The organism is Streptomyces dengpaensis (assembly GCF_002946835.1).
In the GTDB taxonomy this organism is placed as follows: domain Bacteria; phylum Actinomycetota; class Actinomycetes; order Streptomycetales; family Streptomycetaceae; genus Streptomyces; species Streptomyces dengpaensis.
This window is the reverse complement of record NZ_CP026652.1, coordinates 7,778,824-7,798,811: the sequence shown is the minus strand read 5'-3', so window position 1 is coordinate 7,798,811 and position 19,988 is coordinate 7,778,824. Positions and strand designations below refer to the sequence as shown.

The window sequence follows — 19,988 nt, the reverse complement described above, 5'->3', positions numbered from 1 at the left end:
GGTAGGCAAGGGGAACTCGGACAGGGACCGGCCGAGCGGTCACGCGAAGAGGGAAGGAACGGTTGGGTCATGACGCTGGAGCGGGCTGCCCAGGGCGTGGTGGAGGCGGTCGTCGTGTACGACGGACGGCTGCTGCTGGTGGACGCGCAGGACGGCTGGGGACTACCCTCGGGCGCTCCGGAGCTCGCCGAAACGCCGGAGGCCACCGCGGCGCGCCTGGTGTACGAGCTCACCGGTTACCTCGCTGACGGTTCAACGCTTCTGCGGCCTGCGGACGCGCGAGCGGACACACGGTCGGCCGTGGTGTGCCAACTGCTGAGCCAAGACCCGTCCACGCAGGGGCGGTTCACCCCAGAGCAGCTCCGCTGGGTTCCGCTCGCAGAAGCCATCAACTCCGGGCTGCCCGAAACCGTGCGTGACTACCTGGAGGGCCATACGCCCGTGTAGGGCGTCACCGCAAGAACAAATCGGACAGAAGCCGTGAGGGTGTCGCTAGAACCCTCTCTACGGCTCCTGCAGCACCCCCCATGTTGGGCGCACGCACTCCGGCGCGTAGAACTATGGTGTCTCACCACATACGCGTCCGACCTGGGACTTCCTACCGTGTGCCGACACGTACCCGTCCCCACCGCACACGAGGAAGTGGCGCACATGGCCTCCGCAGAAACCGCTCCCCCACCACCCTCGAACCTCCGCCGTATCGTCGCCGCGAGTCTCATCGGCACCACCATCGAGTGGTACGACTTCTTCCTGTACGGCTCGGCCGCCGCCCTCGTGTTCAACAAGCTGTTCTTCCCGGACTACGACCCGCTCGTCGGCACGCTGCTGTCATTCCTGACGTACGCGGTGGGATTCGCGGCACGGCCGATCGGCGCGCTCGTCTTCGGGCACTACGGCGACCGGCTCGGCCGCAAGAAGCTGCTGGTGCTGAGCCTGCTGATGATGGGCGGGGCGACGTTCGCGATCGGCCTGCTGCCCACGTACGCCACCATCGGCGTAGCCGCCCCCGTGCTGCTGACCGTGCTGCGCCTGGTGCAGGGTTTCGCGCTGGGCGGCGAGTGGGGCGGCGCCGTTTTGCTGGTGTCCGAGCACGGGGACGCCAAGCGGCGCGGATTCTGGGCCTCGTGGCCGCAGACAGGCGCGCCCGCCGGACAGCTCCTGGCGACCGGTGTGCTCTCACTGCTGACGGCCACGCTGTCGGACGGCGCCTTCGGCTCCTGGGGCTGGCGCATCCCGTTCCTTCTCTCCGGCGTCCTGGTGATCGTCGGTTTGTGGATACGTCTGTCTGTCGATGAATCTCCGGTGTTCAAGCAGGCGTTGGCCCAGGCGGAAGCCCGTCAGGCGACACAGGACGGACAGGCCGCGGAGGCCGAGAAGCTGCCGCTCGTCTCCGTACTGCGCCACCACTGGCGTGACGTGCTCATCGCGATGGGCGCCCGCATGGCGGAGAACATCAGCTATTACGTGATCACCGCCTTCATCCTGGTGTACGCCACCACGGCGGCCGGCGTCTCCAGGCAGACCGCGCTCAACGCGGTGCTCATCGCGTCCGCCGTGCACTTCGCCGTCATTCCGGCCTGGGGCGCACTCTCGGACCGGATCGGGCGCCGGCCCGTGTACCTGCTGGGCGCCGCCGGAGTCGGCCTGTGGATGTTCCCGTTCTTCGCCCTCATCGACACCGGCGGCTTCGGGAACCTGATCCTCGCGGTCACCGTCGGACTGATCCTGCACGGCGCGATGTACGCGCCCCAGGCCGCCTTCTTCTCCGAGATGTTCGCGACCCGGATGCGCTACTCCGGTGCCTCCATCGGCGCCCAGTTCGCCTCGGTCGCGGCGGGCGCGCCCGCACCGCTCATCGCGACCGCCCTGCTGTCCGACTACGGCAGCTCCACACCGATCGCCCTGTACGTGATCGCCGCGGCCGTCGTGACACTGATCGCGGTGGGTGTCGCGAAGGAGACACACCACCGCGACCTGGCCGACGTCGACGTCTCGACCGAGGATCGGCCCGCGGAGGCCCCGACGGCGGACGCGCGCATCGCCTGACCCTGATCCCCGCCCCGTCACGGCCCCCGTACGCAGAGGATGCGTACGGGGGTCAGTGCGGTGCGGCGGACGACAACCGGTGCAGTCGCAGGGCGAGTTGGATCTCCAGCGCGCGGGCCGGGCTCTGCCAGTCGTCCCCGAGCAGCCGCCCCACCCGCTCCAGCCGCTGCGCGACCGTGTTCACATGCACGTGCAGTTCGTCCTTCGTGCGCGCCGGGCTCATCCCGCACGCGAAGTACGCGTCCATGGTGCGCAGCAGATCGGTGCCGCGCCGTTCGTCGTACGCAACGACGCGGCCGATGGTGCGCTCGACGAAGCCGGAGATGTCCCGGTCCCCGGCGAGCAGCAGCCCCACGAAGCCGAAGTCCTCGGCGGCGGCGCCGTCCCCGGCCCGGCCGAGCAGGCGCAGGGCGTCCAGACAGCGTTGTCCCTCCGCATACGCCGCGGCCACGGCGTCGGGGCGGGTGGCGAGCCGCTCGACGGGCGCGGAGGCGCCGACGGTGACCCCCTCCCGCACGGCGGTGCCGAGGTCCTTGGCCGTGCGGCGGGCCAGACTTGTCGCCGTGTCGCCGGGCCCGAGGGGGAGCAGCAGGACGGTGCCGCCGTCGCGGGTGGCGGCCAGCCCGTGCCGGGTGGTGGCGAGATGGGAGGCGGCCGACCACAGGCGTCTGCGGGCGGCGGCCTCCTGGTCCGCGTCTGCGGACGCGGCGTCGAGCCGGGCGGCCAGCACCACATGGGGGCCGTCGAGGTTCGCGTGCAGACGGGCGGCGCGCTCGCGCAGCAGCCGCGGATCGCGGTCGCGGGAGTCGAGCAGGTCGTCCAACAGCTCGCCGCGGACGCGCTGTTCGGCCTCCGAGGCGGAGCGTCTGGCCAGCAGGAGCAGTGATGTGACCGTCGCGGCGCGCTCCAGGGTGCGCTGGTCGACGGGGTCGAGGCCCGGATGCCCGCGCAGCACCAGCGCGCCGAGCAGTTCGCCGCCCGCCGCCACGGCGGCGACCCAGTCGTCCCCGTGCCGTACGGCGTGGCCCTCGGTGCGGGATGCCTCCAGGGCGGCGGGCGGCGCGTCACCCGGCTCGGCGAACTCGACGGTTCCGTCGAGGACTTCGGACACGGCGGCGGCCACGTCGTGCACTCCGCCGCCGCGCAGCACGAGCTCGGCGAGCCGGTCGTGGACGTCCGACGCGCGCTCGATCACTCCGCTGCGGTCCCGGATGATTTCGTTGGCGCGGCCCAGGCGGTCCAGGGCGGAGCGGGTCTCTGTGAGCCAGTTCGCCGTGTCGATCGCGGCCGCGGCCAGGGCAGCGAACGAGCCGAGGAGGGCGATCTGCTCCCGCTCGAAGACCCGGGCGCGGCGGTCCGCGGCGAACAGCACCCCGATGACCTGGGGCCCGATCATCAACGGCACGCCGAGAATCGCCACGAGCCCTTCGTCGTGTACGCCCGCGTCGATGGACTGGGTGTGCTGGAAACGCTCGTCGTGGAAGTAGTCGTCGGTGACATAGGGGCGGGCGGTCTGCGCGACGAGTCCGCCCAGCCCCTCCCCCATGCCGAGCCGCAGCTGCTGGAAGCGCGCGGCGACCGAGCCCTCGGTGACCCTCATATAGGTGTCGCCCCTGGCCTCGTCGTTCAGGCTCAGATACGCGACGTCCGTGCCCAGCAGCGACCGGGCCCGCTGCACGATCGCCTGCAGCACGGCGTCGAGGTCGCGCAGGCCCGCCAGGTCGTGCGCGGTCTCGAAGAGCGCGGAGAGCTCGGCCTCACGGCGGCGTCGGCCCTCTATCTCCGAGCGGACGCGCAGGGCGAGCAGCTTGGCCTGTTCGAGCGCGGCGATGCGCTCGGGCGGCCGGCTCTCGGCGCGGGCGAGGAGCACCGGCTGCTCGTACGCGTCGGCGGACGCGCCCCTGGCCAGGAGCTCCAGAAACGGCGCCTCCGCACTGTCGGCGGAGCGCTCTGCGGACTGCACGTGATCGCGGGACATGCACACAGGATTACGCATCGGCGGCCCGGCGCCCCGGGCCCTGTGGATAACTCACGCCTGACTCCGGATCGCCGTCCGCACAGTTGTTCGCATGAATCGATGATCGTTCGCATGGACCGGCTCGATCGACAGTCATGCGCAGGGACCGGTTCCGGCTCAGTGTGCGGTCCAGCCGCCGTCCAGCGCCAGGGACGTACCGGTGATGAAGGCCGCGTGCGGACCGCACAGATAGGCGACCGCCTCCGCGACCTCCGCCGGCTCGATGAGCCGCTTGACCGCGCTGTCCTGCAGCAATACCTCGGCCAGCACGCGTTCCTCCGGAATCCCGTGCACCTGCGCCTGGTCGGCGATCTGCTTCTCGACCAGTGGAGTGCGCACATAGGCGGGGTTCACACAGTTCGAGGTGACTCCATGGGCCGCGCCTTCCAGGGCGGCGGTTTTCGAGAGCCCCTCAAGACCGTGTTTTGCGGCCACATAGGCCGACTTGAAAGCCGAGGCGCGCAGCCCATGGACCGACGACACATTGACGATACGGCCCCAGCCCTGACCGTACATATGGGGCAGCGCTCCGCGGATGAGCCGGAACGGTGCCTCCAGCATCACGGTCAGTACGGTGTGGAAGACGTCGGGCGGGAACTCCTCGATGGGGCGGACCAGTTGGAGGCCCGCGTTGTTCACGAGGACGTCGGTGCCCGCGGCGGCCTGTTCCGCGGCGTCGAGGTCGGTGAGGTCGAGGACGTACGGATCGACGGTGCCCGCGAGTCCCTGGGCCTGTCCGGTCAGCGTGTCCAGACCCGCTGCGTCCCGGTCGACCGCTCTCACCTTGGCTCCGGCGGCGGCGAGCCGCAGCGCGCACGCGCGGCCGATGCCGCTCGCGGCGCCGGTGACAAGGGCGGTACGGCCGCCGAGATCGAGTACGGGGGCGTGAGGGCCCTGAAGGGCGCTGAGCGCGGTCATGCCTTCGACCCTAGGCAGCACCCGCGCCCCAACCGATGTAGTGACCCCACACACTTGACCCTCAGGTCATAGGGTCAAACCATGTAGGTGCGTCCGTCAGCGCTTGCTTGATCCGGAAGAGTGCGTGCTCGTTGAGCTCCGGCATGGCGTCCAGGTCGAACCAGCCGACCTCCAGCGACTCGTCGTCATTGACACAGGCTTCGCCACCGACAGCACGGCATCGGAACGTGATGTCCATGTACTGGCAGGTGTCGCCGTTGTCGTAGGTGACCTGCTTCAGCGCCTGCACGAGCACGACGCGCTCGGCGACGCACTGCACGGCCGTCTCCTCGAAGACCTCCCGTACGACGGCGGCCGCCGGCTGCTCCCCCGGGTCCGGAATACCGCCGATCACCGACCATTGGCCGTTGTCGGAGCGTCGTCCCAGCAGTACTCGCCCTTCGTCGTCGAAGACGACGGCGGTGACTCCGGGCAGCCAGAGCAGCTGGTGACCGGCGGTGGCACGAATCGTGCGGATGAAGTCAGGAGTTGCCATGCACCGACCCTAACGGGCCCCCGGCGTTACACAGTTGCGGCAGCCTGGGCGGGCTGTTCTTGGACGTCGCCGCTCCGCCGTCCGCGCACCGTCGTCGCCACCGCCCAGCCGAGCCCGCCCGCCGCGGCCAGCACCAGGACCATCTCGGGAAGGATCCCGAGCGTCGTGGCCGGGGTCTGGGAGGAGCGCAGCGGCACCTTCTGGACCAGCGAGTCCGCCACGAACATCCCGGTCTTCTGGGTGATCTTCCCGTCCGGCATGATCACGGCGCTGACACCGCTCGTCACCGGCACCGTGACCGTGCGGCTGTGCTCCACGGCGCGGATGCGGGACATGGCGAGCTGCTGGTAGGTCATCTCGCTGCGGTCGAAGGTCGCGTTGTTGCTGGGCACCGAGATCAGCTGCGCGCCGTCGGTGACGGTACTGCGCACGGCCCAGTCGAAGGCGGCCTCGTAGCAGGTGACGAGGCCGACCTTGGTGCCGTCCATGGTGAACACGCCTGCCTCGGTGCCGCGGCTGAAGTCCTGGCGGACCATGCTCGTCCAGTCGCTGTTGATGGCCCCGATGAGCGAACGCAGCGGGAGGTACTCGCCGAAGGGCTGGACCTGTCGCTTGTCGTACGTGTCGACGGCGCCCTTGGCCGGGTCCCACAGGATCTGCTCGTTGAAGAGCTTGCCGTCCCGCTCCACGACGCCGCCCACCGAGATGGGGGCGCCGATCGCCCTGACCGCCCCGTCTATGACGGCGCGCGCGTCGGGGTTGGTGAACGGGTCGATGTCAGAGGAGTTCTCCGGCCACAGCACGAAGTCGGGCTGCGCGACCTTGCCCGCCTCGACCTGGGCGGCCAGCCGCTCGGTCTCCCGCGCGTGGTAGTCGAGAACGGCGCGCCGCTGCGAGTTGAAGTCGAGTCCGGCGCGCGGCACGTTGCCCTGGATGACCGCGACGGTCGCCGTCCCGTTCTCCGCCTTGTCGCTCACCACCGTCCGCGCGGCGAGCGCGCCCACGACGGGCACGGCGACGCTGAGCAGGGCCACCGCGGCGGCGCCTCGCGGGACGACACGGGTACTGCGGCCTGCGACGACGAGGCGCACGATCTCGTACAGCCCGAAGCCGCAGAGCACGACCGCGAAGCCCAGGACCGGAGTGCCGCCCGCCGCGGCGAGTGGCAGGAAGACGCCGTCCGCCTGTCCGAAGGCGATCTTTCCCCAGGGAAAGCCGCCGAACGGCGCACGCGCGCGTGCCGCCTCGCCCGCGATCCACACCGCGGCCGCCCACAGCGGCCACGCGGGCAGCCGTGAGACGAGCGTGATGCCCGCACCGACGAGCGCGATGTACACCGCCTCGATCGCGACGAGAGCCAGCCACGGCCCGGGGCCGACCTCGACACCGGTCCACACGAGCAGCGGCAGCAGGAACCCGAGGCCGAACAGATAACCGAGCCCGAGACCCGCCTTCCAGGTGCGGCCGCGCAGGCTCCAGCCGAAAACCGCGAAGGCCGGCAGGGCCAGCCACCACAGGCTCCGTGGCGGAAAGCTGACGTACAGCAGCACTCCGGAGAGCGCCGCGACAGCGGCCGGAACGAGACGGCGGGCCAGTCCGGCACCGCGCGAGGCGGGTGCGGCCTGGGGTTCGAGCTGTTCCGGCTCGTCTACGGAGGTTGCGGTGGCGGTCACTCGGGGAGTCTACGGCGCGTGATCTGGGCGCCGACAGCACGGTCTCCGCAGCCTCGGTGGGACACCGGCGGCCCGCAGGACGCCCCGCGCACATCTGCTGCAACGTTCCTGCGCAACGTGTCCACAAACCGTCGCATCACCCGTTACGGTGTGCCCGAGCCTCTGACGTGCGGCCGGATACGGCCACGACGACCGGGGCCCGTCAGAGTCGGGGGGCGACGGGATGAGGTCCACGGGGATGACGTCCACGGCCGATGCGGCGGCGGGCGAGAGACGCAACGCATCGGATGCCACGGGCATGATCGTGCTCGCGGCGTGCGCCGTCTGGTCCTTGATCACGGCGGCCGCGCACGGCGGCAGGCCCGAGGGAGTCCTGCTGGCGGTGCTCGCCGTGGCGGCCGGATACGCCTCGGGGCGGATCCTCGGGGCGCTCCTGCCGGTCGCCGCTCCGTGTGCCGGCGCGCTCGCTGGACTGGGCCTGGCGATCGCCACTCCCGGCCCGCAGATCACCTGGCAGCTCGGACACACGGGCGCCACGACCGCACTGCTCACCCTCGCCACCGGAGCCGCGTGCTGCGCGGCCTGGGCAGCACGTCCGCCGGCGCTGCGCCTTACACTGAGGCTGCTGGCCGCCGGGATCACGGTGACCGCGGCGGTGCTGGGGTCGACCACGGGGTTCGTCACCTGCGCCGGGGTCCTGCTGTGCTCGCTGGCCGCCGCCCGTATGCGCAGCCGCGCCCTGGGACTCGGGGGCCTCGCGCTCGCCGCGGCGCTGGTGACGGGAACGACCTGGGCGATCGCCGAGGACGTGCTGCCCGACGGCCTGTCCGTCTCCTTGGAAGGGCATCTCACCCAGCACCGGGTCCTGCTCTGGCACGACGCGCTCAGCATGGCCCGGCAGGAACCGGAACTGGGCGTGGGGCCCGGGCGCTACGGAGAACTCAGCCCGACGGTCACGCAGTCGCTGGTTCCCGACGGCAAGCCCCACTCCGCGTCGCTGCAGCAGGCGGCCGAGCAGGGCGTGATCGGAGTGGCCCTGCTCGCGGCGGTGTTCTGCTGGGTCCTGTACGCGCTCTGGCGCACGCCGCGTGCCACGCCGATCGCGCTGACGGCGGGCGCGGCCCTGACGGCGCTGGCCGCCATCGCGTCGATCGGCAACGCGCTGAGCTTCACCACGGTGACCGCCGGTGCGGGCCTGCTCGCGGGGATCGCGACGGCACGGCCGCTGACCTACGAGGGGCCGGAGCACGTCATGGACGGCGCGGAACGTCCCCACGGCGACCGTCTGGAACCGTAAGCGGGGTGCGTCGCGGCAGGCAGTCCGGGTCAGACCAGGTTGCCGGAAGTGGGCGGGCGCAGACGGGCACGGATGATCCTCACCATCACCTCCGCGTTGTCCACCGTGATCGTGAAGGTGTGGCCGTCACTGAGCTGCAGCACCACGCCCTCGCCGCGCCGGACGATGACGGCGGTTCCCTTGTCCGGCCGCCAGCGGTAGCCCCACCCACCCCACTGGCGAGGCGTGACGCGCGGCTCGAAGTCGGCGCCGACGACGTCCGACAGCGGGATGTGGCGGCGCGGCAGACCGATGTGGCCGCAGCGCACCTCGAGGGAGTCCTTGTCGACCTTCACGGAGACGTGCACGAAAGCGAGCGTGCCGAAGAGGATGAGCAGTCCCGCCGCGATGCATCCGACGACGGACATGGCGAGCGGGGCGGTGTCCGGCGCCCACGCGGAGTTGACGGCCAGCTCGATGCCGAGGGCCAGGCAGGCGGCACCGGCGAGCGCGGGCAGCCACTGGACGCGGTTGGTCGCGCGCCCGGTCCAGATCTCCGGGTTCGCGGAGTTTTCGCCGTGGGGATGGTCCCTCATGGCCTTGAGACTACTCAGCTTCCGCTGCGACGGCACCGGGTTGCGGAGTGTTACTGCTCCGGGTGGACGATCGCCGTACGGAGGGTTTCGGCCGGTGACCGTCGGTCAGCGTGCGGGGCTGACCGAGGTCAGCAGGCGGCCTTCCTCGTACTCCAGCGCGGTCGCGGGCAGCGCGCCCTCGCGGCCGCTGCGGAGCACCGTGACGACGGAGTCGGCGATGGCCTCGGCGTCCGGGAGCTCACCGATCCTGCGCAGCGCCTGGGCGGCGACCGCCCCGGCGGAGCCATGCAGCACGAGCGGCGGGCGGCCGGGCTGCTGTACGGCCGCGCGGATGCGCTCGGCGACCAGCTCGTAATGGGTGCAGCCCAGGACGACGGCCCTCACATCCTCGTGAGTGCGCGCCGCGGCCGCGGCGATCGCGGCGTCGATGGCCGCCTGATCCGCGTGTTCCACCGCGTCGGCGAGCCCGGGGCAGGCCACTTCGGTGACGGTTACTCCATCCGCGAACTCGCGGATGAGTCCCCGCTGGTAAGGGCTGCCGGTGGTGGCGGGCGTGGCCCAGATCGCGACAGGGCCGCCACCGGCCGCGGCCGGCTTGATCGCCGGGACCGTGCCGATGACGGGCACCTCCGGCTCCAGGCGGGCGCGCAGCGCGGGCAGGGCGCGCACGGAGGCGGTGTTGCAGGCGACGATCAGCGCGTCCGGCCGGTGCTGCGCGGCGGCCTCGGCGACGGCCAGGGCTCGTGCGGTCACGTCTTCGGGCGTGCGGGGTCCCCAGGGCATGCTGCCGGGGTCCGAGGAGAGCACGAGATCGGCGTCGGGCCGCAGTCGACGTACCGCGGCGGCAGCAGCGAGCAGTCCGATACCGGAGTCCATGAGCGCGATCTTCACCCGGTCACCTTAGACGATGCGCCTCAACGGGCGGCTGGGGTGGGGCAGACTGCGGCGGGTGAGCGCCGTTGTGTGGACCGCTGTGGGATCACTGGCCGCGTGGCTGTGGCTGCTGCTCGGCCAGGGCCTTTTCTGGCGTACGGATGTACGGCTGCCACCGCTCGGAGAGCCGGACGACTGGCCGTCGGTCTGTGTCGTCGTCCCTGCGCGGGACGAGGCCACCGTCCTGCCCGAGAGCCTGCCGTCGCTGCTCGCGCAGGACTATCCGGGGCGGGCCGAGGTCTTCCTTGTCGACGACGGCAGTTCGGACGGCACCGGGCAGCTCGCCCATGAGCTCGCGCGCACGCACGGCGGGCTGCCGCTGACCGTCGGCTCGCCCGGGGAGCCGCCCGCGGGCTGGACGGGCAAGCTCTGGGCGGTGCGTCACGGCATCGGCCTGGCACGCGCGCGTGCACCCGAATATCTGCTGCTGACGGACGCGGACATCGCCCACGCCCCGGACAGCCTGCGCCAATTGGTGGCGGCGGCGCGCACCGGTGGCTACGACCTCGTCTCGCAGATGGCGCGGCTGCGCGTGGAGAGCGTGTGGGAGAGGCTCGTCGTGCCCGCCTTCGTCTACTTCTTCGCGCAGCTCTACCCCTTCCGCCGCATCGCGGTGGCCGGCTCGCGGACGGCGGCCGCGGCGGGCGGATGCGTGCTGCTGCGCGCGGACGCCGCGGAGCGGGCGCGGATTCCGGAGGCGATCCGGCATGCCGTCATCGACGACGTGGCGCTCGCCCGGGCGGTCAAGCGCGGCGGGGGTCACATCTGGCTGGGGCTCGCCGAGCGGGTGGACAGCGTGCGGCCGTATCCGCGCCTGCACGACCTGTGGCGGATGGTCTCGCGCAGCGCGTACGCCCAGCTGCGGCACAACCCGCTGCTGCTCGCCGGTACGGTCGCCGGTCTTGCCGTGGTCTACCTGGTGCCGCCGGCCGCTCTCGGCGTCGGTCTGGCCACGGGGAATGCGGGGGTGGCGACGGCCGGAGGGCTCGCGTGGCTGTTGATGACGGCGACGTATGTGCCGATGCTCCGCTACTACCGGCAGCCGCTGTGGCTTGCTCCGCTGCTGCCGGTCACCGCGTTTTTGTACCTCCTCATGACGGTCGATTCCGCGGTGCAGCACTACAGGGGGCGCGGCGCGGCCTGGAAGGGCCGCACCTACGCGCGCCCCGACACCGCCCTCGACGAGAGCTGACGGCTCACTTCCTGCCGGGAGTCCAGTTCATGCCCCACCCGTAGGCGTAGTCGACGGTGCGCTGCGGGCTCACGCCGCGCTCGGGGACCAGATAGCGGGCCTCGCGCTGGACGACCAGGTCGCCGCCGTGGTTGGTGATGAGGGCGAGGGCGCAGACGGTCGAGGGCACCGTGCACTCGTCGAGCGAGAAGTCGACCGGAGCTCCGTTCAGCGGCTGGAGGGTGACCGTGGCGTGCAGGTCGGCGAAGGATCGCGCTCCTTCGTAGATGGTCACGAAGATGAGGATGCGCCGGAAGCTCCGTGTGTGGTCGAGGTTGATCGACAGGTTCTCGCCACTGGCCACGGCGCCGGTGCGGTCGTCGCCGTCGAGATGGATGTACGGCGGCTGGTGCAGCGCCCCGAAGGCGTTGCCGAGTGCTTGGACCACACCCTTGCTGCCGTCGGACAACTCGTACAGGGCGCACAGGTCGAGGTCGAGGTCGGCGTGCATCGCGACGGCCCGGCCCAGTTTGCTGCCCCACCCGGAGAACTGTTTGCGCACCTGCCAGTTGAGGTTCACGCGCAGGGCACCGGACGTACCGCCCTGCTTGGTCAGCGAGACCGAAGGAGCCTCCTTCGTGAGCGTGACCTTGGTCAGGCGCACCGGGGCCGCGGGAGAGGCGGGCGGCGGAACCATCAGGGGCGGCGGCGGGGTCACGGGCGGGGCCACCGCCGGAGGCGGGGTCATCGGTGGAGGCGGGGTCATCGGTGGAGCCACGGGCGGCGGACCCTGCACCCGCGTGCCGGGCACGGGTGGTGCGGCGTGCTGCGGCTCGTCCACCGTGATCCCGTAGTCCGTGGCCAGTCCTTCGAGTCCGCTGCCGTAGCCCTGCCCGACGGCACGGAACTTCCAGGCGCCCTGACGCCGGTAGAACTCGCCGAGCACGAAGGCGGTCTCAACGGTCGCGTCGGCGCTGTCGAAACGCGCGACCTCCGTGCCCCCCTGCGTGTCGAGCACCCGGATGTGCAGGCCCGGAACCTGTCCGAAGCTGCCGCCGTCCGTCGAGGCGGCCAGCACCACGGTCTCGATCGCGGGCTCCACGCGCGTGAGGTCGACGACCAGCGCGTCGGTCACCTGGCCCCCCGCGTCCCGCTTGCCCTCGTGCCGCACGGCGCCGGAGGCGTGCGCCGGCTGGTTGTAGAAGACGAAGTCGCCGTCCGAACGCACCTTTCCGGACACCAGCAACAGCGCGGAGGCATCCGCGTCGGGCACTCCGGGTCCTGAACGCCATCCCAATTCGACGCGTAGTGCGGTCGTCGGGACGGCAACATTCGATCCCTTAGGCATGGACATGTACGCCCCCATCGCGTGTCTCCGCGCCGGTCCGCGCCTCGGGCGGTGCGCCGGCCCCGTTTCCCGCCAAACCTAATCCCCCGACCCATCGAACTCCCATGCCTCGCACAGGAACACTCCATGGCCAACCGCCGGTAACCCGCCAGGAACTCGGCCTTTACGCGACCCAAACCCCGTTTGGCGCCCTTTTTCGCCGAGTTCGCTCGCATTGGGGATCCCGAGTCACTGCCGACACGGAAAAGAACCCTCTTATCGGTCTCCCCAACCAGCACATCGTGGGCTTAACTTATGTGCCATGACCTCCCCCCGCTCCACCTATGGCGGCGGTTACTACTCCGCCTTCCAGGACACCCCGATCTACGACTCCCTCGTCGCCGAACGGGGTACCCCCCAGATCGCTCCGATCCGGGTTCCCGCCGCCTACGACACGGGCAGCCATCTGCCTGCCCTTCCGTCGGCGCTGCCCGCCCTGCCCGCCGGACCCTCCCATCAGGCTCCCTCCTACGGCTACCCGCAGGCCCAGCATCCCGCGCCGCTGCAACAGGCCCCCGCGCCGTACATTCCGCAGCAGGCGGCGGGACCGCGCGGTTACCCGGGCGCCCAGCCGCCGCAGCAGCCGCGCCCGATGGCGGCCGGCACGGGCTACGAGGCCATGCGCCCCGCGGCTCCCCGTCCCGCTCCGGCTCCCTACCAAGATCCGTACAACGGTCAGCAGTACCGCGGCTACTGAGGCATTCGTTCGGGATTGTCAGTGCCTGCTGGCACCATGGAAGTCATGGGGAACGCGGAGCTGCACTCAATCCACATCCATCCGGCCAAGGCGTTCCGGGGCCAGTCGCTCCGGGAGGCTGTCGTGGAGCCCTGGGGTCTGGCCGGGGACCGGCGCTGGGTCCTGATCGACGACGGGGGAAAGGTCGTCACCCAGCGCCAGCACGCGCGTCTGGCGCTGGCCGCCGCCGAGCTACTGCCCGGCGGCGGCATACGGCTGTCCGCACAGGGTCGTGATGCGGTGAGCGTCGCCGTGCCGGAGCCGATCGGCACGACGACGGTGGACATCTTCGGGGACAAGGTGGAAGCCGTCCTGGCCGAAGCCGCCGCGCACGTCTGGTGCAGCGACTATCTGGGCACCGAGGTGCGCCTCGTCCACATGGACGATCCCGCCACCCGCCGCCCCATCGATCCGGACTTCGCACACCCGGGCGAGACCGTGAGCTTCGCCGACGGTTATCCCCTGCTCGTCACCACGCTGGCCTCACTGGACGCCCTCAACTCCTCGATCGCGCTGGGCGATCAGGCCCATGAGGGTCCACTCCCGATGAACCGGTTCCGCCCGAACGTGGTGGTTTCGGGCACGGAAGCCTGGGCCGAGGACGACTGGTCCCGGATCGCCATCGGTGAGGTCATCTTCCGGATCGCCAAGATGTGCGGCCGATGCGTCGTCACCACCACCGACCAGAGCACGGCCGAGCGCGGCAAGGAGCCGCTGCGCACCCTCGGCCGGCACCGCCGTTTCGGCGGCAAGTTGGTCTTCGGGCAGAACCTGGTCCCCGAGTCCACCGGCACGGTGCGTGTCGGCGATCCGGTCACCGTCCTCGAATAGCCCGCGCGATCGGCGTCGGCGAATGAGGGCCCGCGAAGGGAACCCGGGCCCCGGTCACGGTCGTTGAGACGTTGAGACTTTATGAGAAGTTCATGAGAGACCCATGGCCGAGGTGATTTCACTCTCTCTTCCCGGGGCTCTCGCGTGAACGGCTCGGCTGCGGGTTATCACGGACGCGGAAGGGGGGTGCGGGACGGTGCGAGCTATCAGCGGGCTCTGGCGCTGGCGGCACAATCCACTGCGCCGCACGACCGATCTCGCCGAGGCCGGGCTGGCCCTGGCGGCCGTCATGATCGCCCTCGTCGCCGCGCCCCTCGTCGGCGCCGTCGTCGCGGCCACCGCCCAGGACGCCCTGCAGCAGTCCGTGCGGGACCAGCGTCACCACCGCCACGAGGTGCGGGCCACCGTCGTCAGGAAACTGTCCCGCGGCCCGCTGGAGGCCGACCCCGAATCATCGTCGGCACGGAACGCCCACAGCCGTGTCCTGGCCGACTGGACGGCGCCGGACGGCACCGCACGTCACGGCACGGTGATCGCCGCCCTCAAGTCCCCCCGCCCCGGGGACGACTTCACGTTATGGACCGATTCCCACGGCCGAATAGTCAGCCGCCCACTGGACAGTGCCACCGCGACGACGCACGCCGTACTGGCCGGATGCGGCGCGGCCCTGATGACGGCAGGGCTCGTCGAGGCCGGCAGACGGCTGATCGTCTGGCGCATGGTCCGGCGCCGGTACGCCCGTTGGGACCAGGCCTGGGACAAGGCGGGCCCCGACTGGGGCAGGACCGGTACCGGCAGCTGACCGCCTTGCGGCTCCGGTCAACCCGGCGTCCCCGCGCACGCTACGGTGGACCGGCCGAACTGTTCGGCACCGTCGTGAGAGGCTGTCCTTGATCCCGACGGGGTTTCAGTACGGCCTCGCAGGACCCGCGTACGACGAGGTGGGGGCACGACAACGCCATGGCACAGGGCACGGTCCAGGTGACGCACACCGGCACCTCGCGGTGGCGGCGCCGCACGGGAGAGTACGCATCGCTGGCCGCCGCCTTGGAGGCCGCGGCAGACGGCGACGTGCTCACCGTAGCCCCCGGTACCTACCGGGAGAACCTGCTGGTGCAGCGCGCGGTGACGCTGCGCGGCCCCGAGGGCTCCCCCGGCTCCGTGCGCATCGCGCCGCTGGACGGGGTGCCGCTGACCGTGCGTGCCTCCGCCGTGATCCAGGACCTGCATGTGGAGGGCCAGGACTCGGCGGCGCCCGCGCTGCTCGTCGAGGAGGGCACTCCCGAGCTCCTGGACGTGCGGATCGTCACGCGGTCCGCTGCCGGGATCGAGGTGCGCGGCGGCGCCCGCCCGACCGTGCGCCGCTGCACGGTCGACAATCCGGCCGGAATGGGCATCGCCGTACTCGACGGCGGCGGTGGGGTGTTCGAGGAGTGCGAGGTCGTCGCGGCCGGTCAGTCCGGCGTCGCGGTCCGCGGGGGTGCCCGACCGCGCCTGGAGCGCTGCCGGGTTCACCACGCCTCCGGAGCGGGCCTGTCGGCCACCGGTGAGAACTCCTCGCTGGAGGCGGTCGGTTGCGAGGTGTACGAGGTCAAGGGTTCCGGGGTGCAGGTCACCGGGCGGGCCACGGCTCATCTCACCGACTGCGATGTGCACCGTACGACTGCCGACGGCGTCACCCTCGACACGGACGCGGTGCTCACCCTCGCCGACTGCCGCATCCACGACATCCCGGAGAACGCGGTGGATCTGCGTTCGCGCTCGGTCCTCACGCTGACGCGCACGAGCGTGCGGCAGTTCGGGCGCAACGGCCTGTCGGTGTGGGACCCGGGCACGCGCGTGGACGCCAACCAGTGCGAGATCTTCGACAGTACGGGCGACTACCCCGCGGTGTGGGTCAGCGACGGCGCGACCGCGGTGCTCGACTCGTGCCGGGTGCACGACGTGCCGGACGCCCTGTTCGTCCTCGACCGCGGTTCGCGCGCGGACGTCGTCGACAGCGACCTCTCGCAGGTGCGCAACACGGCCGTCTCGGTGAGCGACGGCGCGACCGCGCAGCTCGACGACTGCCGTATCCGGGACGCCGCGACGGGCGCCTGGTTCCGTGACCACGGCAGCGGGGGCACGCTGTCCGGATGCACCGTGGACGGCACGCAGACCGGCGTGATCGTCACCAAGGGCGCCGATCCCACCATCGAGCGCTGCACGGTCACCTCACCGGCCGAGGCGGGTTTCTATGTGTCGGCGGGTGGCCGGGGCAGTTTCCTCAACTGCCGTGTGACGGACAGCGGAGGCTATGGCTTCCATGTGATCGACGGCTGCCGTGCGACGCTGAAGAAGTGCCGTACGGAGCGATGTGCGCGCGGCGGTTACGAGTTCGCCGACGGCGCGGCGCAGGGCGCGGGCGGCGGCCCGGTCGTCGAGGACTGCACGAGCGACGAGAGCGCCGGCCTCAGGCCCCCGATGCACGAGACAGCCGTACAGACGTCTGGCCCGTCGCCGAGTCTGCTGGGTGCGATCCCCGGCCAGCGCACCACCGAGCAGGAACCTCTCGTCCCCGCCGCGGAGCCCGTGGAGCCGGCGCGCACGTCGAAGGCCGTTCTCGGTGAACTCGACGCGCTGGTGGGCCTGGAGAGCGTCAAGCGCGAGGTGCGGGCCCTCACCGACATGATCGAGGTGGGGCGCCGACGGCAGGAGGCGGGCCTCAAGGCGGCATCCGTCCGCCGCCACCTGGTCTTCACGGGCTCCCCAGGCACCGGCAAGACGACGGTCGCCCGGCTGTACGGCGAGATCCTCGCCTCGCTCGGCGTCCTGGAGAAGGGCCATCTCGTCGAGGTGTCCCGGGTGGACCTGGTCGGCGAGCACATCGGCTCCACGGCGATCCGTACCCAGGAGGCGTTCGACCGGGCGCGCGGCGGCGTGCTGTTCATCGACGAGGCGTACGCGCTGTCGCCTGAGGACTCCGGCCGCGACTTCGGGCGCGAGGCCATCGACACGCTCGTGAAGCTGATGGAGGACCACCGGGAGGCGGTGGTCGTGATCGTCGCGGGCTACACGGCCGAGATGGAGCGGTTCCTCACCGTCAACCCCGGTGTGGCATCCCGCTTCTCACGGACCATCACCTTCAGCGACTACATCCCCGAGGAACTGCTGCGGATCGTGGAGCAGCAGGCCGAGGAACACGAGTACCGGCTTGCCCCGGGCGCGGCCGAGGCCCTGCTGAAGTACTTCACGGCCATCCCGAAGGGACCCGCGTTCGGCAACGGCCGCACCGCGCGGCAGACCTTCGAGGCGATGGTGGAGCGGCACGCGGGGCGGGTCGCCCAACTCGACGAGCCGAGCACGGACGACCTCACGCTGCTCTATCCGGAAGACCTGCCGGAGCTGCCCTGAGCGTCCCCTTCGGGACGTGGGCCCGGCACGTCCGGCCGCAGCCGCGACAGCAGCCGTTCCCGTTCCTCGGCGAAGGCCGGGTCCGCCTGGTAGTCGGAGTGCCCGAGGATCGGCGCGGGCAGCGGCTGCCGTTCGGTGCGTCCATGGGCGAGCGGGTCCTTGAAGGGCTCGCTGTCGACCTGGGGACCGCAGTCGCCGGGCAGCCGGACGGGTCCCCCGATGGGGTCGGTCAGGCGGTACAGATTGCGCCAGCAGGCGACCTCGCGGTGCAGCGAGGTCAGGGCGGCCGTGCCGAAGTGGGCCGGGAACCAGCGCCCGTACAGGCGCTCCAGCGGTGAGCCGTAGGTGAGCAGGGCGACCCGTTTGCGTTCCGAGGGCTTCAGCTGCCAGGCCGCGGCGGCCGCCAGCACGCTGCCCTGGGAGTGCCCGGACACCACGAGACGTCCGCCGGTGGCACGGGTCCAGGTGGCCATGCGCCAGGTCAGGTCGGGCACGGCGCGCTCGGCGTAGCAGGGCGGTGCGAAGGGGTGGGCGGCGCGCGGCCAGAACGTGCCGACGTCCCACAGGATGCCGATGGTGCGACGGGCGGCGGGATCTTTGTAGGCGCGGCGGCCCCAGGTGACGAACAGTATGAAGCCGAAGCCGATCAGCCAGGAGCCCAGCGCCTCCGCGGTCTCGGCGGCGCCCCGGACGAAGGCGTACGTCCCCCGCGCGGCCTCGCCCGGAGGGTCCTCGGTCGCCAGGGCGCCCGCCAGGGCTCCGGTGCCCAGGAGCAGCGTCACGGACGAGATGACGCCGACCATGAGGGGCGCCCGGTCCGTGAGCGCGGCCACCGCGCGCGTGCTCGCGATGCGGCGGGTGCGGGCGGTGTCCTTGGCCTCTCCCTTGTAGTCGGCCTTCACGGTGCTCATCTCCCGGCGCCGGAGATTCCAGGTGCGCCAGGCCAGCCGGCCGATGAGGACGACGAGCACGAGGAGCAGCGGCGGGATCGCCGAGGCCTGCCAGGTCAGCAGGACGGGCGGGCCCGGGATCGACTGCCGGGTGCCGTCCAGCCAGTCGGCGACGCGCTGCGACACTCCGCCGGACATCACGCCGCCCAGCGCGCAGGCGAGCATCGCGACGGCGGGTCCGGCGAGGCCGCGCAGCGCGGTGCGCGTGTTGGGGAGGGCGCGGTACAGGATGTGGGCCACCACGCCGAGCGCGATGACAAGCAGCCCCTGGACGAGGGCGATGCCACCGAAGGTCATGTCGCCGGGCAGTCGCCCGGCCGAGTGCCAGTCCGGCCGTGACCACCCGGCGTACACCAGCGTCAGGATGAGCAGCACGATCGCGCCCAAGGGCAGCCAGCGCACGAGGGTGCGGTCCAGTTCCTGGTCCAGCCGGTTCTCGCTGCGCCCGCGACGGCAGACGACCCAGAGCACAACGGCCGCTCCCACAACGAGGGTTGCGTCCAGGAGCCACCCCAGTGCGTCGAGTACGGCGGGACCGCCGGGGGCGCGGTCGTAGCGGGCCGCAGAGGTGCCGACCGCCGCGGCGACCGTCAGGAAGCCCGCGGCGGTGTGCGCGGCGCGCAGCCGGGCCACCAGGCGGCGCCCGTACCAGAAACCGGGTCGGCCGAGCCCGGTGCGGCCGGTCTCGTCGTCGGGTTCGGCCCCGCGGGACATCGGCTGCTGCGACTCGTACGCGCTCCAGGTGCGGTGGGACAGGTACCACAGGAGGCCGGTCAGCGCGGCGGGCACCAGGCAGGCCAGGGCGAGGCGGCGGCCCGGCTGGCTCCACCAGCCGTCGTCGGAGCCGGACGGTGAGAGGAAGCTCAGCCAGGTGTGCTCGCGGGCGCACGCGCGCGTGCCCGCGCACTGCCAGGCGGCCAGGTCGAGGGCGACCTCGCAGACGGCGGCGACCAGCAGCACCGTGAGGGTGACTCCGGCGAGGCGGACGAGCAGGCCGTACAGGCGGATCGTCCGCTTGCGGCCGCGGGTGGTGGGGCGCATCCAGTGCGCGAGGTTGACCACCATGAAGGGCAGCAGCAACAGCCACAGGGCGCGGGTGCCGTTGCCCGAGGTGAGGTTGGACCACACGTAGGCCTCGCGCACCGGTCCGCCGCGGTAGTCGTCGGGGCGCGTCTCCGCGTGGACGTCGTCGGCGCGCCGGTAGACGGCCGCTGTCGTGTCGCCGGTGATCCTGACCGTCCGCGGATCGTTCAGCATCTCCTCTGGTGTGGTACCGCCGACGCCGTGGACCAGGAGTTCCAGGTCGGTCTCGGACCCTTCGGGCCGCTGTGCGGGGGTGTCGAGCTCCCCCGTCGAGGCGCGTTCTCGTCGTACACGTTCCACTGTTCTGCACTTCCCCCGTGCCGCGCGTATGGCGTGTCATGAGCAGGCACAAGGATCTCCGCTCCGGGAAGTGCGCACACCCGAACTCACGGAATCTCCCCGATACGTGTGACAGCGCCGAAACGAGAGGGGATCCGGTGTCG

General features: G+C 71.5%; 16 protein-coding genes. 8 read left to right on the top strand and 8 right to left on the bottom strand.

Annotation, left to right across the window (positions count from 1 at the left end; translation table 11 throughout):
• Positions 1-69: 69 nt before the first annotated feature.
• Positions 70-447 carry an NUDIX hydrolase gene (locus C4B68_RS36360; protein WP_099503220.1) on the top strand — a complete coding sequence of 126 codons (378 nt, stop codon included), beginning with the start codon at positions 70-72 and terminating at the stop codon, positions 445-447.
• A 204-nt stretch (positions 448-651) separates the two neighbouring features.
• Complete coding sequence (locus tag C4B68_RS36355) at positions 652-2,046, top strand: MFS transporter (protein WP_099503222.1); 1,395 nt, start codon at positions 652-654, stop codon at positions 2,044-2,046.
• Between the two features lie 52 nt (positions 2,047-2,098).
• On the opposite strand, the gene C4B68_RS36350 is transcribed toward C4B68_RS36355, so the two are convergent.
• From C4B68_RS36350 to lnt, 4 genes are all read right to left on the bottom strand, one after another.
• A complete protein-coding gene (locus tag C4B68_RS36350) occupies positions 2,099-4,024 on the bottom strand; it encodes a helix-turn-helix domain-containing protein (protein ID WP_099503223.1) in 1,926 nt (641 codons plus the stop codon).
• A gap of 156 nt (positions 4,025-4,180) precedes the next feature.
• The gene (locus C4B68_RS36345) at positions 4,181-4,981 is read right to left on the bottom strand and encodes a 3-hydroxybutyrate dehydrogenase (RefSeq protein ID WP_099503225.1); all 801 of its coding nucleotides are present in this window, start codon (positions 4,979-4,981) and stop codon (positions 4,181-4,183) included.
• 61 nt (positions 4,982-5,042) lie between these two features.
• Complete coding sequence (locus C4B68_RS36340; protein WP_099503227.1) at positions 5,043-5,516, bottom strand: NUDIX hydrolase; 474 nt, start codon at positions 5,514-5,516, stop codon at positions 5,043-5,045.
• A 26-nt stretch (positions 5,517-5,542) separates the two neighbouring features.
• The gene (lnt, locus tag C4B68_RS36335) at positions 5,543-7,189 is read right to left on the bottom strand and encodes an apolipoprotein N-acyltransferase (RefSeq protein ID WP_099503229.1); all 1,647 of its coding nucleotides are present in this window, start codon (positions 7,187-7,189) and stop codon (positions 5,543-5,545) included.
• Between the two features lie 238 nt (positions 7,190-7,427).
• Between lnt and C4B68_RS36330 the strand changes: the two genes are divergently transcribed.
• A complete protein-coding gene (locus C4B68_RS36330; RefSeq protein WP_240634580.1) occupies positions 7,428-8,486 on the top strand; it encodes an O-antigen ligase family protein in 1,059 nt (352 codons plus the stop codon).
• 29 nt (positions 8,487-8,515) lie between these two features.
• Here C4B68_RS36330 and C4B68_RS36325 read toward each other — a convergent pair whose 3' ends face one another.
• Positions 8,516-9,061 (bottom strand): hypothetical protein, encoded by a 546-nt coding sequence (locus C4B68_RS36325; RefSeq protein ID WP_099503231.1) that lies wholly within the window; start codon positions 9,059-9,061, stop codon positions 8,516-8,518.
• Between the two features lie 105 nt (positions 9,062-9,166).
• On the bottom strand, positions 9,167-9,952 hold the full coding sequence (locus tag C4B68_RS36320) for a glutamate racemase (RefSeq protein WP_099503233.1): 786 nt from the start codon (positions 9,950-9,952) through the stop codon (positions 9,167-9,169).
• A gap of 58 nt (positions 9,953-10,010) precedes the next feature.
• On the opposite strand from C4B68_RS36320, the gene C4B68_RS36315 reads away from it, so the two are divergent.
• Positions 10,011-11,186: a glycosyltransferase gene (locus C4B68_RS36315; protein WP_180289305.1), complete on the top strand. Its 1,176-nt coding sequence runs from the start codon at positions 10,011-10,013 to the stop codon at positions 11,184-11,186.
• A 4-nt stretch (positions 11,187-11,190) separates the two neighbouring features.
• Here C4B68_RS36315 and C4B68_RS36310 read toward each other — a convergent pair whose 3' ends face one another.
• Positions 11,191-12,513, bottom strand: a complete 1,323-nt coding sequence (locus C4B68_RS36310) for a TerD family protein (protein ID WP_099503456.1) — start codon at positions 12,511-12,513, stop codon at positions 11,191-11,193.
• A 301-nt stretch (positions 12,514-12,814) separates the two neighbouring features.
• On the opposite strand from C4B68_RS36310, the gene C4B68_RS36305 reads away from it, so the two are divergent.
• From C4B68_RS36305 to C4B68_RS36290, 4 genes are all read left to right on the top strand, one after another.
• On the top strand, positions 12,815-13,249 hold the full coding sequence (locus C4B68_RS36305; protein ID WP_099503237.1) for a DUF6643 family protein: 435 nt from the start codon (positions 12,815-12,817) through the stop codon (positions 13,247-13,249).
• Positions 13,250-13,294: 45 nt separating this feature from the next.
• Positions 13,295-14,119, top strand: coding sequence for an MOSC domain-containing protein (locus tag C4B68_RS36300; RefSeq protein ID WP_099503238.1), 825 nt, complete (start codon positions 13,295-13,297; stop codon positions 14,117-14,119).
• Between the two features lie 196 nt (positions 14,120-14,315).
• Positions 14,316-14,921, top strand: a complete 606-nt coding sequence (locus C4B68_RS36295; RefSeq protein ID WP_180289306.1) for an Rv1733c family protein — start codon at positions 14,316-14,318, stop codon at positions 14,919-14,921.
• Between the two features lie 158 nt (positions 14,922-15,079).
• A complete protein-coding gene (locus tag C4B68_RS36290) occupies positions 15,080-17,512 on the top strand; it encodes a right-handed parallel beta-helix repeat-containing protein (RefSeq protein WP_099503242.1) in 2,433 nt (810 codons plus the stop codon).
• Here the strand turns inward: C4B68_RS36290 and C4B68_RS36285 are convergent.
• Positions 17,482-19,845 carry an alpha/beta hydrolase family protein gene (locus C4B68_RS36285; protein ID WP_099503244.1) on the bottom strand — a complete coding sequence of 788 codons (2,364 nt, stop codon included), beginning with the start codon at positions 19,843-19,845 and terminating at the stop codon, positions 17,482-17,484. The genes C4B68_RS36290 and C4B68_RS36285 overlap by 31 nt on opposite strands.
• Between the last annotated feature and the right edge of the window lie 143 nt (positions 19,846-19,988).

Coding starts and splice junctions, on each gene's coding strand:
- C4B68_RS36360 (WP_099503220.1), top strand. CDS start 70: ATGACGCTGGAGCGGGCTGCCCAGGGCGTGGTGGAGGCGGTCGTCGTG.
- C4B68_RS36355 (WP_099503222.1), top strand. CDS start 652: ATGGCCTCCGCAGAAACCGCTCCCCCACCACCCTCGAACCTCCGCCGT.
- C4B68_RS36350 (WP_099503223.1), bottom strand. CDS start 4,024: ATGTCCCGCGATCACGTGCAGTCCGCAGAGCGCTCCGCCGACAGTGCG.
- C4B68_RS36345 (WP_099503225.1), bottom strand. CDS start 4,981: ATGACCGCGCTCAGCGCCCTTCAGGGCCCTCACGCCCCCGTACTCGAT.
- C4B68_RS36340 (WP_099503227.1), bottom strand. CDS start 5,516: ATGGCAACTCCTGACTTCATCCGCACGATTCGTGCCACCGCCGGTCAC.
- C4B68_RS36330 (WP_240634580.1), top strand. CDS start 7,428: ATGACGTCCACGGCCGATGCGGCGGCGGGCGAGAGACGCAACGCATCG.
- C4B68_RS36325 (WP_099503231.1), bottom strand. CDS start 9,061: ATGAGGGACCATCCCCACGGCGAAAACTCCGCGAACCCGGAGATCTGG.
- C4B68_RS36310 (WP_099503456.1), bottom strand. CDS start 12,513: ATGCCTAAGGGATCGAATGTTGCCGTCCCGACGACCGCACTACGCGTC.
- C4B68_RS36305 (WP_099503237.1), top strand. CDS start 12,815: ATGACCTCCCCCCGCTCCACCTATGGCGGCGGTTACTACTCCGCCTTC.
- C4B68_RS36300 (WP_099503238.1), top strand. CDS start 13,295: ATGGGGAACGCGGAGCTGCACTCAATCCACATCCATCCGGCCAAGGCG.
- C4B68_RS36290 (WP_099503242.1), top strand. CDS start 15,080: ATGGCACAGGGCACGGTCCAGGTGACGCACACCGGCACCTCGCGGTGG.